Annotated in this window: 12 protein-coding genes; 1 reads left to right on the top strand and 11 read right to left on the bottom strand. The window is 59.9% G+C overall.

Annotation, left to right across the window (positions count from 1 at the left end):
• Positions 1 to 60: 60 nt before the first annotated feature.
• The 8 genes from HY29_RS10995 to HY29_RS10960 all read right to left on the bottom strand — a co-directional run bounded on the left by HY29_RS10995 (position 61) and on the right by HY29_RS10960 (position 11,067).
• On the bottom strand, positions 61 to 1,479 hold the full coding sequence (locus HY29_RS10995) for a sodium-dependent transporter (protein WP_034796734.1): 1,419 nt from the start codon (positions 1,477 to 1,479) through the stop codon (positions 61 to 63).
• 79 nt (positions 1,480 to 1,558) lie between these two features.
• Complete coding sequence (gene rodA, locus HY29_RS10990; protein ID WP_241765187.1) at positions 1,559 to 2,767, bottom strand: rod shape-determining protein RodA; 1,209 nt, start codon at positions 2,765 to 2,767, stop codon at positions 1,559 to 1,561.
• Positions 2,764 to 4,707, bottom strand: a complete 1,944-nt coding sequence (gene mrdA / locus HY29_RS10985; protein ID WP_034796730.1) for a penicillin-binding protein 2 — start codon at positions 4,705 to 4,707, stop codon at positions 2,764 to 2,766. The genes rodA and mrdA overlap by 4 nt, the downstream gene beginning before the upstream one ends.
• Complete coding sequence (locus HY29_RS10980) at positions 4,704 to 5,252, bottom strand: hypothetical protein (RefSeq protein ID WP_034796729.1); 549 nt, start codon at positions 5,250 to 5,252, stop codon at positions 4,704 to 4,706. Before HY29_RS10980 ends, mrdA begins: the two co-directional genes overlap by 4 nt.
• The gene (gene mreC / locus HY29_RS18520; RefSeq protein WP_051601421.1) at positions 5,252 to 6,115 is read right to left on the bottom strand and encodes a rod shape-determining protein MreC; all 864 of its coding nucleotides are present in this window, start codon (positions 6,113 to 6,115) and stop codon (positions 5,252 to 5,254) included. Before mreC ends, HY29_RS10980 begins: the two co-directional genes overlap by 1 nt.
• A 40-nt stretch (positions 6,116 to 6,155) precedes the next feature.
• Positions 6,156 to 7,196 (bottom strand): rod shape-determining protein, encoded by a 1,041-nt coding sequence (locus tag HY29_RS10970; protein WP_034796728.1) that lies wholly within the window; start codon positions 7,194 to 7,196, stop codon positions 6,156 to 6,158.
• Between the two features lie 254 nt (positions 7,197 to 7,450).
• Complete coding sequence (locus tag HY29_RS10965; RefSeq protein WP_155838291.1) at positions 7,451 to 9,268, bottom strand: hypothetical protein; 1,818 nt, start codon at positions 9,266 to 9,268, stop codon at positions 7,451 to 7,453.
• 95 nt (positions 9,269 to 9,363) lie between these two features.
• Positions 9,364 to 11,067 (bottom strand): sensor histidine kinase, encoded by a 1,704-nt coding sequence (locus HY29_RS10960; RefSeq protein WP_034796726.1) that lies wholly within the window; start codon positions 11,065 to 11,067, stop codon positions 9,364 to 9,366.
• Positions 11,068 to 11,243: 176 nt separating this feature from the next.
• Here HY29_RS10960 and HY29_RS10955 point away from each other — a divergent pair, with 176 nt between their 5' ends.
• A complete protein-coding gene (locus HY29_RS10955) occupies positions 11,244 to 12,524 on the top strand; it encodes an FAD-dependent oxidoreductase (RefSeq protein WP_034796725.1) in 1,281 nt (426 codons plus the stop codon).
• Here HY29_RS10955 and HY29_RS10950 read toward each other — a convergent pair whose 3' ends face one another.
• Genes HY29_RS10950 through HY29_RS10940 form a run of 3 tightly spaced genes read right to left on the bottom strand, consistent with a single transcriptional unit; the run spans position 12,525 to position 15,837 of the window.
• Positions 12,525 to 14,015: a tryptophan halogenase family protein gene (locus HY29_RS10950; protein WP_034796723.1), complete on the bottom strand. Its 1,491-nt coding sequence runs from the start codon at positions 14,013 to 14,015 to the stop codon at positions 12,525 to 12,527. It lies immediately after the preceding gene.
• 31 nt (positions 14,016 to 14,046) lie between these two features.
• On the bottom strand, positions 14,047 to 15,078 hold the full coding sequence (locus tag HY29_RS10945) for a cupin-like domain-containing protein (RefSeq protein ID WP_034796720.1): 1,032 nt from the start codon (positions 15,076 to 15,078) through the stop codon (positions 14,047 to 14,049).
• A 24-nt stretch (positions 15,079 to 15,102) separates the two neighbouring features.
• The gene (locus HY29_RS10940) at positions 15,103 to 15,837 is read right to left on the bottom strand and encodes a SapC family protein (RefSeq protein ID WP_034796715.1); all 735 of its coding nucleotides are present in this window, start codon (positions 15,835 to 15,837) and stop codon (positions 15,103 to 15,105) included.
• Between the last annotated feature and the right edge of the window lie 121 nt (positions 15,838 to 15,958).

The raw sequence follows: 15,958 nt of genomic DNA, 5'->3' as shown, positions 1-15,958 counted from the left end.
CGGACAGAAAAAAAGGGGGCGGATAACCGCCCCCGATTTCATTGATAAGATATCTGTATCTCAGCCTGCTGGCGGCACCCAGTTCGGGCCCAGCAGCATGGTCAGGAAGCCGGGCAGCGGCACATGATACTGGTCCTGAATCTTATCCATGAAGCCGAACACCAGGATCAGGAAGATGAAGGGCGGCACAAACCAGCGGATCAGGAAGCGCCAGGCATTCATGATTGTGCCCTCGCCCAGTTCCGAGGTCAGCATCTCGCGGCTGAGCACCCAGCCCGCAAAATAGGACGCCAACAGACCGCCCAGTGGCAGCAGAAGGCCTTCCGTCATGAAGTCCATGAAGTCCAGATAGTCCAGCGAGAAGACATAGGCCGCACCGATCATGAACAGCACATAGCCAACGCCAATGGACGCGCCAAGACGCGTGACGCCCTGGCGCTCTTCCAGCCAGGACACCGCCACCTCCATCAGAGAGATGGAAGAGGTGAACGCCGCAAACAGCGCCAGACCGAAGAAGACAGGCGCCATGATCGCGCCGCCCGGAATGCTGCCGAACGCCACCGGCATCGAGATGAAGAACAGGCTTGGGCCGCTGCTTGGGTCAAGGCCGGCTGAGAACACGATCGGGAAAATGGCAAAGCCAGCGATCAGCGCTACCAGCGTATCGGATGCCACGATCAGGCCGGAAGAGCGCGGAATATTGGTATCCGGCTCCAGATAGGCACCATAGGTGATCATCAGGCCAACACCGATGCTGAGCGAGAAGAAGGCCTGCCCCAGCGCCGCCAGGAAGGTCTTGAAGCCAACATCTTCCCATTTCGGTTCGAAGATGAAGGATACAGCCTTGGCCGTGTCGCCATTGGCAATCGAGAAGCCGACCACAACCAGCAACATGATGAAGAAGGCCGGCATCAGAACTGTTGCCACCTTTTCGATCCCGCCCTTCACGCCGCGACCGACAACAATGATGTTCGCGATCAGGAAGAGTGCCAGCAGGCCCAGCATGTACCATCTGGACCGCATCGGATGTTCGCCCTGACCAATCGTGTCGACGAAGTTCTGGCCTGAGCTGGAAGCGTCCATGCCTTCAAACCCGCCAAAGGACTGGATCAGGAAGGCCATCAGCCAGGTGGAAATCACCATGTAGAAAGACAGGATGAAGAATGAGGTGAGTGACCCGACCCAACCGGCAATCCCCCAATTCTGGGACCGGCTTTCCGCACGCGCCAGGGACTGAATGCCCTCAATGGCCGACATGCCGGATTTGCGGCCCATGGCATATTCCGCCATCAGCAGCGGCATGCCGATCAGCAGAACGCAGATAATGTAGAACAGGATGAAGGCGCCGCCGCCATTCTCCCCTGCCGTGTATGGAAATCTCCAGAAATTACCGAGCCCGACGGCTGAACCGACTGACGCCATGATAAAACCAAAGCGCGAGCCCCAGTGCTCCGTCTTGCGGCCAATTTCTCCTGCCATATCCCTCTCCCCGGGTATAATGTTTCGCGGGAAACTATAGAGCGCGAAACAAAAATCAACATCTCTTGTTATATTGTGGTCAGAACAGCCCCCGGGCTGTCAGTTTTTCATCCCGGTGCATGTGCGCCGCCAGAATCAGGCCGAAACAGGCCATCGTTGTCAGCATCGCTGTACCGCCATAGGAAATCAGCGGCAATGGCATACCTACCACTGGCAGCAGGCCCAGCACCATGCCGACATTGAACACGATGTAGAAGGCAATCGTGGCCGTTGCGCCGGCTGAGGCAAGCCGTCCGAACCAGCTGGCCGACCGCCCGGCGCTGTATAGAGACCAGCCCAGCAAAACGGCAAACCCGATCAGCAGGGCTGTCGTGCCGATAAAGCCGAACTCTTCTGCGATCACGGTCAGGATGAAGTCTGTATGCTGCTCGGGCACATAATCCTGCTGGGACTGGATGCCCTGCAAATAGCCGCGCCCGTTCAGGCCGCCTGCGCCAATCGCGATCTTGCCCTGCTCAATCTGATAGCTTTCGCCCAGCGCATTCGTGGCCCCGCCAAACAGCTGCGCCAGGAAGGTATCGACCCGCTCTCGCTGATACGGTGCCAGCACGAATTGATAGATCGGCCAGACAGAAGCCACACCGCCGACAATGCCGGTCAGGATGACACGCCCCGACAGGCCTGCCAGGAAGATCACCACGGCGCCAGACGCCAGCAGCGCCAGCGTGGTGCCGAAATCCGGCTGGATGAAGATCAATGCCGCAGGAATGACCATGATGGCCAAAGCGCCCAGATGCACCAGAATACGCCCGGTCTGCGGTTGCAGCACCATCTGGTAATAACGCGCCAGGGCCAGCGTCACGGCAAGTTTCGCAAACTCAGACGGCTGAACACCAATGGGCCCGACACGCAGCCAGCGCTGCGCGCCGCCACCGGAAAAGCCCATCACCTCCACCAGCACCAGCAGCACTATCGTGCCGACATAGGCAGGAAAGGCCAGCCGCATCCACCAGGACAGGGGCAACAGGCCGAGGGCAATCATCATGACAAAGCAGACGCCAAAGCGGATCAGCTGCAGCCGCCACAAATGCGACTCTGCCGGATTGGTGTGGGCGGATGAATACAGCATCGCAATGCCGGTCAACGCCATGGCGACGATCAGCAGGATGAAGCCCCAGGGCAGCCGCATGAGCTTGTCGAGCGGCCCTTTTGTCTCAAAGCTGAGGGATGTGGCGGTGCGGGTACGCGCCTCACCGCGGGAGAAACCGGTAAAGCCGTCACGGCTCATGTCGGCTCCCCTTCATCCGAAAGATTGGGAGATAGCGAGGCACTTTGCGAATAGGACGGCTTGCGGCGGCTGTCCGTCTTCAGCGCATAGTGCAGGATGTCCCGCGCCACAGGGCCGGCTGTACTGGAGCCCCCTTCCCCGTGTTCAACGATAACAGAGATGGCGTATTTCGGATCATCCGCTGGCGCATAGGCCACGAACAGGGCATGGTCGCGCAGCTCGCGGGCAATGTTTTCGCCCTTCCGAATGCCGCTCGCCCGCTCCTCGCGCGTGATACGGCGCACCTGCGCAGTACCGGTCTTGCCAGCCAGACGCGGGCCGCCGAGCCCCAGATCACCTGAGCGATAGGCTGTGCCGCCGCCTTCGGATGTCACGCCATACATACCGGCTTTCATGCGCGCCATGATGTCTTGCTCCAGCGGCGCATCCAGCACCTGGTCCACATCCGACTGCGGACCAATGCCGATCATGCGCGGCTTGAAAGGTTTGCCTTCTCTCGCGATGCGCGCGGTCATCAGCGCCAGCTGCAACGGCGTCACGCCCAGCTGTCCCTGCCCGATGCCGAAATTCAGCGTCTCGCCTTCATACCAGTTTTCCTTGCGGACGCGCTGTTTCCATTCGCGGTCCGGCACCAGGCCGCTGCGCCCGCCGGTCATGCCCAGCACCCAGCTTTCGCCGAAGCCGAATTTGTGCGCGGTCTCGGCAATCTTGTCGACGCCAGTCCGCCTCGCGATTTCGTAGAAATAGACGTCGCACGAGCCCTTGATGGCCTGATGCATGTTGACCGAGCCATGGCCGCCATGTTTCCAGCAGTGCCAGGTACGGTTCCCAAAATGATAGTAGCGGTTGCAGTGCACACGCTCTTCCGGCTTGATCACCCCTGCCTCAAGCGCGGCGGTCGCCACCACCATCTTGAAGGTAGAGCCTGGAGGGTAAACCCCGCCATGTGCGCGCGGATAAAGCGGAGAGCGGCTGTCATCGCGCAGCTCTGCATAGGCCGCCGAAGATATTCCGTTCACGAAGTCATTCGGATCAAATGCCGGGGTCGACACCATGGCCAGTACATCGCCGGTCTCGATATCCAGCACGACTGCCGCGCCGCTTTCGCCCGCAAAGCGCTCGATCGCAACGCGCTGCAGATCGGAATCGATGGTCACGAACAGGTCGCGGCCCGGCATCGGCGCCAGGCGCTCGTCCGGAATTTCCTCGATGATCCGGCCATGCGCATTGGTGACCAGTTTGCGATAGCCCGGCTTGCCACGCAGCCATTCCTCGGCAAAGCGCTCCATGCCCTGACGACCGGTACGCATGTCCGGATGTCGGAACATGGTCTTCAGCGTCTCGGCTTCCTTGCCGGTCATGCCATCTGACAGGCGGGTCAGATCATCCTGGCTGGCACGCGCGACATAGCCCAGCACGTGCGCGAAATCCCGTCCGCGCGGATAGGACCGCGTCAGCGCCATCTCGACATTGAGGCCGGGAATTTCGGCCTCATGCACATTCATCCGTGCAAAGTCTTCATAGGTCAGCTCGTTCGCAATCGTGACCGGTACGAAGGCCGCATTGCGGCGGCGATTGTAGCGGATGTCATTGGCCAGGCGTTCCAGCTTGTCATCCGGAATTTCGATCAGCTCGGCAATCTGCGCCAGGGTACGCTCGGGATCATCGGTCTGCTCCGGAATGACGGAGACCCGCCCTGCCCGGCGGTGCGAGGCCAACGGCCGTCCGAAACGGTCAAGGATACGCCCGCGCTGGGGCGGGGCCAGCTGCAGCTTGATGTGGTTGGCTTCGGCCTGCTGACGGTATTGTTCCTGCTCAAGAATCTGCAGCTGGAACAGGCGCGCCACAAGGCCAGCCCAGACCAGACCGCCAGCCGCGCCGGCAATCGCCGTACGGCGGGAAAAGGCAAAATCGAGATCGGCTGTTTTCTTGTTGCTCATGTCGCCTGCCCTACACCTTCGCCGGGCGCGCGCCCGAGATCGAAAATCTTCTGGCCCACGGCATAGATGATCCCGGTCGTCAGAAGTGAAGCCATCAGCGGTACAGCCCGCACAGGATGGTCCTCAAGAGTAGATGCTATCAACCACAGAACCAGAAAAGCCCCGGAGAACAGCAGAACTGGTGACAAGATCGCGATCAGCGGCTCGTTCATGACATCGAACATGTCGGCAATCATCGCACTCGCGCCGTAGCAAACAAGGTTCACGATGACAAAACAGCCAAGCGGCGCATGAAAGGTCACGTCCTGGATCAGGCCGAACATGATCAGCAACAGCATCGGACGAACGGACAGGCCAACCCGTCCCCAGCCAACCGCGCCCCACAGCGCCGCATAGGGCCAGGCAATCGACAGGCCGAAAAATTCCTTTGGAGTCAGTCCCAGCAAGCCGATGGTTGCAATGACAAACGCCCCGAACAAAAGGCGGGGCGTAGGTCCGGTCTGCGACCAGAGGCTTTTTTTCTTGCGGGGGGATGAAGCCGGCATTACTGACGCACCCCCTGCGCCGGGCTGGCTGAGATCGGCTGCGCCTCAACCGTTTCCGGCTCGGCGATCACAGGCGGCGGCACCATTTGCACATAGCCGCCCTCGCGGTCAGCCATCGAGAATTCGACCCGCCAGTCCCCGCCGACATTGCGCACCTCCCCCACGATCAGGCCGCGCGGAAACGCGCCGCCCTCGGCAGAGGTCAGAATGCGCTCGCCCTCAATGAACTCATCACGCTCTGGCATGTCGGTCAGGCTGCCAAGGCCGTCGCGGCCACCAAAGAGAATGGCGCGCACACCGCTTACCTCTCCCATCACCGGTACGCGGCTGTTGAAGTCCGTGATCAGCAGGATGCGGCTTGAATGCTCGCCCAGTTGAATGACGCGGCCAACCAGCCCGCCCTCATTCAGGGCCACCGCGCCCGGCTCAACGCCCTGGGCCCGGCCAGCATTGGCCAGAATGGTCTGCGCGAACGGACCGTCATTTTCAGCAGAGACCCGGGCAGTGACACCGCGCGCGGGCGGCTCTCCCATCAGGTTCAGGATTTCCTCATACGCTTCCATCCGCTCGGCCATGGAAATGGCAGCTGCCCTGTAGCGCGACAGATCCCGCACTTCAGCTTCCAGCTCACGGATACGGCGCTCGCGGGCGGTCTGGCCGGTCACCCAGGCCAAGACATCAAAGCCGTCACTGCCGCCAAGCTGGTCGCCGACAGTTGTGCGGACAGGATCAAAAAAGCTGCGGATTTGCGGGGCAGACTGGGCAAGAACGAGGGCCGCCGCGGCGAAAATGAACACGCCGAGGATGAGGCGCTTTGGAGAGCGCTTGCGGGTCTTCTGTCCTGATCGGCCGAGGCGTGCCATTGGCCTGTTTCCTTGCCGTTACCCCAAGTGTCAGTCTGCGTCAGACTTCGGGCGAAAGAACCGTGCGCATCTTGGAGAAATTCTCCAGCACGTGTCCACACCCATTCACGACGCATTTCAAAGGATCGTCCGCAATCATCACAGGCAATTGTGCCTGTTCCCGGATTACCGTGTCGAGATTGCGAAGCAGTGCACCACCACCTGTCAGCACGATGCCGCGATCCACGATGTCTGCTGCCAGTTCCGGCGGCATGGCTTCGAGGGCGATCTTAACAGCATCGATGATATCCGTCACCGGTTCACGCAGGGCTTCTGCGATCATGGCTTCGGTAATTTCGGTTTCCTTCGGCACGCCGTCCAGCGTTCCGCGGCCCCGAACGGTCAGCGCCATGCCGGTGCCGTTTTCCGGCGGCATCGCGGTGCCGATTTCTTTCTTGATGCGCTCAGCAGACATTTCCCCGATGAGGATCTTCTGTTCGCGGCGCAGATAATTGACGATGGCCTGGTCCATCTTGTCGCCGCCGACACGGACCGAGCGTGAGTACACGATACCGCCCAGCGACAGCACGGCCACCTCGGATGTACCGCCACCGATATCAACCACCATGGACCCGGCCGGATCATCGATCGGCAGGCCTGCGCCGATGGCAGCGGCCATGGGTTCTTCAATCAGCTGCACTTCACGCGCGCCAGCGGCCAGGGCCGACTGGTGAATGGCGCGGCGCTCAACGCTGGTCGCGGAGCTGGGCACGCAGATGATGATGAGAGGAGACACGAACGCCCGGCGGTTGTGAACCTTCCGGATGAAGTGCTTGATCATTTCCTCGGCGACTTCGAAGTCGGCGATCACGCCATCACGCATCGGGCGGATGGCTTCCATGTTCACGGGAGTCTTGCCGAGCATGTTCTTGGCCTGCTCGCCGACAGCATAAACGATCTTTCGACCGCCCTGGGTCATGTAGGCGACAACAGAGGGCTCATCGAGCTTGACGCCCTGCCCCTTCACATAGACGAGCGTATTCGCTGTCCCGAGGTCAATGGCCATGTCCGTAGACAGCATGCCGAGGAGGCTACCAATCATGTCTTACCCAAGCTCTTTCTTGAGCGGCCAGGAGACAAAACCCGGCGCGCGTGTGCAATTCTATACACAGCCCCATACACCATGTGCCGTTAACGCCGCTTTAATGCAAGGGATAGGCGGCAGATAAACGGTACGGGGCGTTCATACCGCACCTGACCCCTGTTTTATATATATTTTCTCTGGTGATTTTTGAGATCCATGAATTCTCAGGGGAACGGATCGTACAGCAATCGTTAACGATAGGGGGATCGCCGTTAAGAAATGTCGTCATCCACAGAATTATCAGTCCAATTTGAATGGACAGTATAAAGCGTCGCGGCGCCCGAACGGGGCTCCGGCAGGGGCACAGCTTGCAGGTAGGGCGGCACCTCTGCACGGTTCAGACGGGCCATCAGACCATCAGAATCCTGCTGTGTCATGAAGCGCGTTTCCGGGTCTGACGGACAGGCAATCACGTAATCAATCCCGGCAGCGTTCAGCAGGGCCTCACTCTCGCCCGGGTGAGACAGGATCAGCGTGATAGCCTGCTGGATGCCCGCCGCATTGCGGTGATAATTGCCATACAGCACGCTATCGCGCGTGTTCAGCAACAGAATGGGCCCGAAATCCGCCGAGGCCAGGATACGGCCCTGCGGCAAGGCATTCAGTTGAGTGTACAGTTCGTCTCCGAGGCAGGCCGTGTTTTCAGCCCGAGCGCCCCCGCTGATATCGCCCTTGTTCTGCTGGGTCAGCAAGAGGCCCGGCACCCCCCAGACGATGGGTAGAGAGATGGCCAGCGCGCCGAGATAGGCGACACTCCCCTCCCCATCAGCCCTGCCATTGCGGTATAGGTCCGCGATCCAGAGCCCGAGCGGCAGGATCGCGAAAACATGCCCGAACGCATAGAAGCGAGACTGGTAAAAGGTCAGCGCCAGCGCCGCGCCGATCAGCGCCAGAAACAGCAGGTGCGCACGCACATGAACACCGCGCCAGATGCGCCAGCCACATACGATCAGCGCCACGACCATAATGCCCAGTCGGAACGGGACGTCCTGAAAGAAGGCCGAAGACGGCGCGAGCACAGGCCGCGCCTCATCCACCTGATCCAGCCAGAGATGCTTTACCTGCGGCGACAGCTCGCTGAGCGGATTGGACAGGCATTGCGGACCCGTCAGCAGCAGAACCGTACCTGCTGCGCAGCCAACCAGTGCCAGCGCAACAAACCGCGCCAGCATGCCTCGTCCTGAGACCAGAAGAGCCGCCGCGGCCAGGCCCAGCCCGCCCGCCATGCCTGCCAACAGGCTGACCGAGGAGAGCGCGTCGCACGCAACCACCGTGTAATCGGCCGGGGCGATCGTGGCGAAGAAACTCGCTTCCAGACCGGCAACCAGCCCTGCGCCAAACCCGACCGCGCCTCCGCGTACTGCCTGTCCTGTCAGCGCCCAATCGAGCGCGACAAACGCGCATATTACGCCAGCAAAGACATATACCTCTCCCCCGATGGCAACAGACATCGCCGTCGCCAGCCCAGCCCATGCCATCCGGCCAGCCTTGCGCCGGGGATCGGCGAGCAGCCCGATAGCCAGCGCCATCAGCGCCAATTGCATGTTGTGATGGTCAATCGCGCCCGGCAGGAAACGGTAATGCCCCAGCATCAGGATGGCCGCCAGCAACAGACAGAACAGCGCCGCCTGTCGCCCCGCCATCCGCACGGCTCCCGTATACACGCCCGCCAGCACGCCCAACATGCATAGCGGCGGCCAGACAGAGTACGCCCAGACCAGCGCCGTATCCGATGGTAAAAAGAGATCAAAGAAATGGGCCAGCAGCACAATCGGCAGGTCCACGAGGCGGGACCAGTGCATCAACGTGCCACCATCCGGGCCGAGACGCGTCTGGGTCAGATCAAACCAGCCCTGCCCGGCCATCAGATCCTTGATCTGGACGAGGCGCATGACGTCATCATTGTCGGTACCAACCAGGCCGAGACGGCCTTGCGCGAAACTGGTGGCAAACAGGCTGAACACGGCCAGAAGGCATAGCAGCGCCGCCTTCAGGCCCGCCTGCATTCCGCTCCCTCTGGTCAGGCGCATGTCTGTCCCCTGCTGATCGCTGCCACCAGCAACGCACCCTAGCGGGGGCTTATGTAGGAAATCCTAAAGGGAAATGAGGCCAGAGGCCGCCCGGATCAGGCTGTACGCGGCTCTGTTTCCGGCAGGTTCAGCATGTCATCCACCGGCTCGTTCGTATGGGTACGGCGCACGAGGCCTTCCGGAATGGTCAGGAAAGCGGTCGTACCCTTGCCCATCTCAGAGCGCAGTCGAATGCGCAGGCCCTGAGCTTCTGCCAGACGCTTTGCCACGCTGAGGCCAAGGCCGATACCGGAATTCTGGTCATATTTCTGGTGGGCCGGACGGGAATGGAAGAATGGCTCGAACGCGCTTTCCAGCACATCCTGCGTCATGCCCCTGCCCCGGTCACGGATCATGACAACCAGACCAACACCGGACACCATACCGGCTTTCAGGATGATTGGCACACCGGAGCCCGCCTCAAGTGCATTCTTGAGTAGGTTGCGGATGATCACCTCGAAACTCGCCTGGTCCATCGTGGCGCAGAGGTTTTTCGGAACGCTGACTTTCACGTTGCCGGAGAAACGCGTGTTCGGCCCTTCCATGATCTTGCGGACCACGGATTCGATCGTGTCGGCCACAGCCACCTCGGAAGAATGAGACAGATAGCCCTCATTATCCATGCGGGTATAGCTGATGATACCGTCGAGCGTGGAGGACAGGATCAGCGCCTGCTCGGCAATCTTGTCGGCATAGTCACGCACCTCTTCCTCAGAGCAAGGAATATTGGAGGAGGTGCCAATTACGCCCGCACACGCAGAGATCACATCGAGCGGCGCTTTCAGCTCGGCGCTCATGGAGCCAAGGAAACGTGTCTTGGCTTCGTTGGCGGCCTCGGCCTCATTACGGGCATGCTCGATCTCGGAGCGCGTCTCTTCAATGCGGGAAACATCCGTATAGACAACAACGTCACCCACACCTTCAATATTCTGGACAGATTTTTGCCAGTACAGGCCGTCGCGCTTGATGGGCGTGTCGAAGGGTTTGAGGATGTCTTTTTCCTTGCCGAAGATCTGCTTGTACAGCTGGTTCTCGACGATGATATCGCCCTCTTCATCAAAGATGGCAAAGGCCTGGTGGCTGGCTTCCAGCGCGCCGATCAGAAGGTCACGGGACTCTTCTGCCTGCAGCGTGGCATGCACATCTGATGTATAGGCTTCGAAACTGTTCCGCGCGCCCAGGTACAGCGCGACAAGGAAGAAACTCATCATGACACAGACGGTCATGCCGGCCACAGATTGCGTATAGGCGCAATAGACAAAGGCGGAAATGGAGGCAGAGAACGCGTAGCGCAACACAATGCGCGGCACACGCGTCAGAAGGCTGGACATGCCGGATGCCATGGGCGGGATCATCAGGCCGGTCAGGATCATCGCCAGGTCTTCATCATGCCCGACGAAGAAAGGCAGCGCGCCCCATGTGCTGCCGAACAGGACGGAGAGGAATTCAGAGCGGCGCAGATACCGGCCGCTTACCTTTTTCGGCAAAGGGCGTCCGCGCTTCAGCAACGTATCCATGATCAGCAACAGGGCCAGCGCCAGATTTATGGCACCCCAGATCTGAATATGGCTTTCCGGCACCCAGCGCTTCACCAGGAAGCTGGCGCCGAAAACATTGACCGTCATGATGATGGCCATTGTGAAAGCATGCTTTGAAAAATCGATATGCTGTTGAAGCATGATCAAGGCATCAACCGGCGTATCGCGCGGCAGATTTCTGCGCGTCAGATATGAAAAGAAAGTTTTTTCCGGTTTCGCCATACTGCGGCTATAAGCCGTTAAAGTGAAAATTCCGCTCTACACGCTCTGGTGGTTTTCATGACTGCGGAAACTTGTCGTTAACGCGTCAATTAACCAAACATCGATGAAAACAGGGTGTTGCCTGCCCCAAGGCAGCTTCTGTAGCATGCATTCCGATTTGGAAGGATTCCGCACACGTGCCCCGCCAGGACAATCCAGGGAAGATTGCCGTCATCGGCGCCGGGCCAGCAGGCCTTTCGGCTGCGCGATTCATCAAAGATGCCGGTCATGAGGTAACCGTATATGAAGCGGAAGACCGGATTGGCGGCAAGTCCTATTCCGTTTTGCATGGCGATGCCCTCAACGAATTGGGCACCTGCTACACCACGCGCGCCCACCGTATTGTGAAGAATTGGATGAAGGAATACGGCATTCACCTGACCCGGCTCGGCGAAGCGCGCTTTGATGGCCGCACGGTGGTTGAGTATGTGAAGTCCGGCAGCGGCGCCCCGCTCGGTGTGCAGGCGATCAAATTCGTGCTGGCCTCCCGGCGCCTGCGCCGCGCGATTGCCACGCGGCCGACAGACCCGGACGTCTGCCGCGAAGCCGCGATGACCACGCAGGAATGGGTGCGCAATCTGAACCTGCCCAAGATCGAGCTGGCCATGCACCGCATCCAGACGACGCAAGGCTATGGCTATATTGATGAGGCAACCATCGGCCAGACTGTTCAATGGTGCGATCTGGATTTCATCCTCTCCGGCGTTCTGAACCAGCTGCACATGCCGGATGAGGGGTGGAGCGAATTCTGGCGACGCTTCTCAGAAGACCTGAATGTGCGCACCTCCAGCCCTGTTCTGTCGCTGGACAGGTCTGGGCCACGTCCAGTCATCCTGGCGGGAGGCACGCGCGAAGAATACGACGCCGTGCTCTCCACCGTGCCGATGCAGGCCTTTTCCGCCTTCAGCCAGCCGAGCGAGGATGAGGCCTTTCTGACGGACGCCATCGAGTGGCAGACCTACACCACCACCCTCTTCTCTTCGCCGGACTGGTTTGACGGCTATCAGGTAATCGGTTTCTCACGTGCCAGCCGCGACAGCTCCCTGCGCGGCGCCATTCTGGGCGGACGCCGCGAAGGCGAAAGCGAAGACCTTGGCGGCAAGCTCTATGTGACCGGGCAATTCTCCAAGGATCTGGAACCGTCAGAACTTCGCGAGATCCTGCTGGCCGAAGCAGACTTTCACGGCTTCCATATCGAAAGCGTGATCCAGCAGAAATGCTGGCAATACTTCCCGCAATACAAGGCAGACGCCGTACAGGACGGCCTGTTCGCCGTGCTACGCCGCGTTCAGGGACAGCAAAAGACCTGGTTTGGCGGCGCCAGTTTCTCCCACGAACTGGTCTCGAACGTGGTGGTGCATTCCCGGAACATTGTCGGCCAGATGCTGGCAGAACTGGACGCGCAGCCGAAGGCCTGATCAGGCCGGTTCGGGCTCAATCGCGCAATAACGGTCAATGAACTCCTGATGCGTCGGCATCTTTGCCACGGCATTGGCAATGCCGGTGCTGAGGCCGCCAAGGGCGCGCTGCATCTGATCTTGGGTCATCATGTGGCCCATATGGTGATAGCCCTTCGGCTTCAGGCGCTGGCCCATCATCACCTGAAGCCAGGAGTCGACGCGGAACAGATCGTCCGTCGCCTGGTAGGCTAGGCCATTCTCGCGGAACACCTCCAGGCGCTGGGCCAGCGAATCCGGAATGTCCATGTCGCGGCGATCCCGCCAGAACGCGCTGTCATCACGCTCAGTCACCTTATAGTGCAGGATGATGAAGTCGCGAATCCGCTCCAGCTCTCGCACGGATTGCTCATTATAGTGATTGGCAATTGCCTCAGAGACGCCGCTGAACGGGAATTGCTGCACCAGGCGAGACGCGCCGATCTGGATCAGATGGATGCTGGTGGATTCCAGCGGCTCCAGAAAGCCGCTTGAAAGGCCGAGCGCCACGCAGTTCTTGCTCCACACCTTTTGCCGACGTCCCGTCTTGTAGCGGATGAGGCGCGGCTCCGCGAGCAGATCGCCTTCAACATTGCCCCGCAACACCTCTTCAGCTTCATCCGGTTGCATATACTGACTGCAGAAGACGAGGCCATTGCCCACGCGGTGCTGCAGCGGAATGCGCCACTGCCAGCCGGATTGATGCGCGATGGAACGCGTATAGGGCAAAGCCGGGCCGACAGAGCGCGTCTGCACGGCCAGCGCGCTGTCGGTCGGCAGCCAATGGCCCCAATCCTCAAACCCGCTTTTGAGGGTCTGCTCGATCAGCAGGCCGCGGAACCCTGTACAGTCGACAAAGAAGTCACCTTCAATGCGTTCGCCGGATTTCAGCTTAAGCGCCGTGATGAACCCGCTCTCGCCATCCTGCTCCACCTCGCCGATCAGGCCTTCAACCCGCTTGACCCCCTTCCCTTCAGAGAAGGTACGCAGGAATTTGGCATAGAGGCTGGCGTCCAGATGGTAGGCGTAATTGATTTTGAATTTTTCGTCCGTATAGAATTTGTTGTGCTTGGCGGCCTGAAGCTCAAAGCAATAAGCGTCCAGCTCCTCGCCAATGCCCTTCTCTCGCGCAGCCATCCAGATATTGTAGAACTCACCCATCCAGCTCGGCTTGCCGACCTGCCCGAAGGAGTGGATGTAGTTGTCGCCAATGCCGCCCCAATTCTCGAACGCGATGCCCAGCTTGAACGTCGCCTTGGTGGCGCGCATGAATTCGCGCTCATCAATGCCCAGCAAGTGATGGAAGGTGCGGTGCGTCGGGATGGTCGCCTCCCCCACGCCAACGGTTCCGATGTCGTCGGACTCCACCAGCGTGATATCCAGCAACGGGCCCAGCATACGCGAGAGGGCCGCGGCTGTGATCCAGCCTGCTGTGCCCCCGCCCGCGATGACGACTTTCCTGACTTTCTGCATCTCCTGATGACCCTCCCCGGTCTTTCGTCTCTTAGCGGTTCAGCTTTTGCAGCAGCATGGCGCGCAACCGCCGGGCCTTCATTTCGTCCATGGGACCCAGATTGCCCTGCGCAATTTCCGGCAAGTGCTCAGCCGGCAATTCGGCCGGGCCGAAGACATAATAATCAAACAGCGCCTTCCAGGCCTGTTTCTCCGGCTCCGGACGGTCCCGCAAGCTGAGCAGACCATGCAGCAGCGTGTTCTGCGGCGTATCCATGAAAGCCGGGCTCGTATTCCACCAGTAATTAATCATGGCGTTGAACTCACCGAGCCCTTCGACATGATGCCACCACAGCGCCGGATAGAACAGCACATCGCCGGGCTCCAGCTCTGCGACCTGCGCCGTCTCCAGCGCCTCACGGAAACGCGGGTAACGCTCATGATCAGGATCGCGGAAATCCACCATGCTGACCACCTGCCCACCCGGAGTCGGCTCCAGAGGGCCAGGATAGAGGTTTGCAATCTGATCCGGCGGAAACAGCGTGAAGCGCCGCCTGCCCACCATGCAGCACGCCAGATTGTTGGACATGTCGTAGTGCGCAGAAGCAATCGTGTGGTTGCCCATCCAGATACTGACAATCGGCGCGTTTGCTTCGAACATAGGATTGTTCAGAACGAGATCATTCTCGCCGCGCAGCCCCGGCAGGTAGATGTCGAGATCCGTTGATCCGATATAGTAAGAGGGCGCATCGGCCTCACCCAGATGCGCGCGGATCGTCTCCAGATACTCATCCATCGCCACACGGCTGCGCTGGAAGTTCAGGCCGCTCATGTCATCCGTGTAGAAATAGCGGCCGCCAATCTCCGGCGCGGCGGTATAGCCAACAACCGGGCGCCCCTGATAGAAGCGCAGCAGATATTGCATCGCCGCCTTCGGGCTTTCGCGCCCGGCCTGCACCAGCGGCCAGTCACTGGTCACACCTTTCAGAATGACCGGCTGCTGATCCTGCATCAGCGCATCATAGGGAATGGCGTCCGGCGCGACGCCCTCCAGAATACGTGTCTTGCGTTCAATGTTCAGCATGACCAGGCCTTATCCATTACTCACTCAGCTGGCAGCCGCCATGCGCTTGGCGTTCTTCATCTCGATCAGCGTGTTGATGTTGCTGAGCGAGGCGAGCACCAGATAGGCCGCACGCAGGAAGCCGCCCTTGTGCAGACGCTCCAGCGCCTCACCGCTCAACGCGGCCAGCTTCTCCTCACTGATCGTATAGACATCCGGCACCTGATAGGTCGTCGCGTCATCCAGTTTCACTTCCAGCGCAACCGGCTCGATCAGATCTGCCTGCTGGAAGGCCTCGAACATTGGCTTCATCATGTCCATGCCGATATTGATGACGCGCAGGATGTGGGTAACATGCTGCAGGTATGGCGCGTTGCCGCCCTGCGGCAGGAACAGCGGAAGCCCCTCTTCCCGGCTGACGCGGGAACTGTCCAGGTCGACATGGATCACCGGCTCGCGGCGCACCTCACCATCAACCTCCTGGTTCTGGAAACCGATCATGAAGGGCCCGCGCTCATGCAGCGCCGGCACATAGCGCGCCTGCCAGCTGTCCCCGTCCAGAAACAAATTTTCCCCCTTGTCCAGGCCGAGCAGGACAACGGATTGAAACTCCCCTGCCTCATCCTTGCGGAACAGGATTGGATAGCTGCGCTGCAGCTCTGCAAATTCAGTCGGGAAGGCAACGGACTGGTTCACGCTGTCGCCAAACTCGGCGCCATATTTGCGGATAATCTTCAAATCCGAATGATCGATATTATTGAGAAGTGCCATATTCGACATGGTGTGCCTTTCAGTGCGGAAAAACCTCTGAGCCTGCCGGCGCCATAGCCAGCCTGCGGCAGCGTTTCCTGGAACATCATGGAATAAAGCCGCGCAGCACTCAACAGGGGCAAAAAAGGCC

This window comes from Hyphomonas beringensis, assembly GCF_000682755.1.
Lineage (GTDB): Bacteria > Pseudomonadota > Alphaproteobacteria > Caulobacterales > Hyphomonadaceae > Hyphomonas > Hyphomonas beringensis.
The sequence above is the reverse complement of the archived record's forward strand: the minus strand, read 5'-3'. Positions and strand labels throughout refer to the sequence as shown.

Excerpts from the sequence above, each read along its gene's own strand:
- HY29_RS10995 (WP_034796734.1), bottom strand. The coding sequence starts at position 1,479 with ATGGCAGGAGAAATTGGCCGCAAGACGGAGCACTGGGGCTCGCGCTTT.
- rodA (WP_241765187.1), bottom strand. The coding sequence starts at position 2,767 with ATGAGCCGTGACGGCTTTACCGGTTTCTCCCGCGGTGAGGCGCGTACC.
- mrdA (WP_034796730.1), bottom strand. The coding sequence starts at position 4,707 with ATGAGCAACAAGAAAACAGCCGATCTCGATTTTGCCTTTTCCCGCCGT.
- HY29_RS10980 (WP_034796729.1), bottom strand. The coding sequence starts at position 5,252 with ATGCCGGCTTCATCCCCCCGCAAGAAAAAAAGCCTCTGGTCGCAGACC.
- mreC (WP_051601421.1), bottom strand. The coding sequence starts at position 6,115 with ATGGCACGCCTCGGCCGATCAGGACAGAAGACCCGCAAGCGCTCTCCA.
- HY29_RS10970 (WP_034796728.1), bottom strand. The coding sequence starts at position 7,196 with ATGATTGGTAGCCTCCTCGGCATGCTGTCTACGGACATGGCCATTGAC.
- HY29_RS10965 (WP_155838291.1), bottom strand. The coding sequence starts at position 9,268 with ATGCGCCTGACCAGAGGGAGCGGAATGCAGGCGGGCCTGAAGGCGGCG.
- HY29_RS10960 (WP_034796726.1), bottom strand. The coding sequence starts at position 11,067 with ATGGCGAAACCGGAAAAAACTTTCTTTTCATATCTGACGCGCAGAAAT.
- HY29_RS10950 (WP_034796723.1), bottom strand. The coding sequence starts at position 14,015 with ATGCAGAAAGTCAGGAAAGTCGTCATCGCGGGCGGGGGCACAGCAGGC.
- HY29_RS10945 (WP_034796720.1), bottom strand. The coding sequence starts at position 15,078 with ATGCTGAACATTGAACGCAAGACACGTATTCTGGAGGGCGTCGCGCCG.
- HY29_RS10940 (WP_034796715.1), bottom strand. The coding sequence starts at position 15,837 with ATGTCGAATATGGCACTTCTCAATAATATCGATCATTCGGATTTGAAG.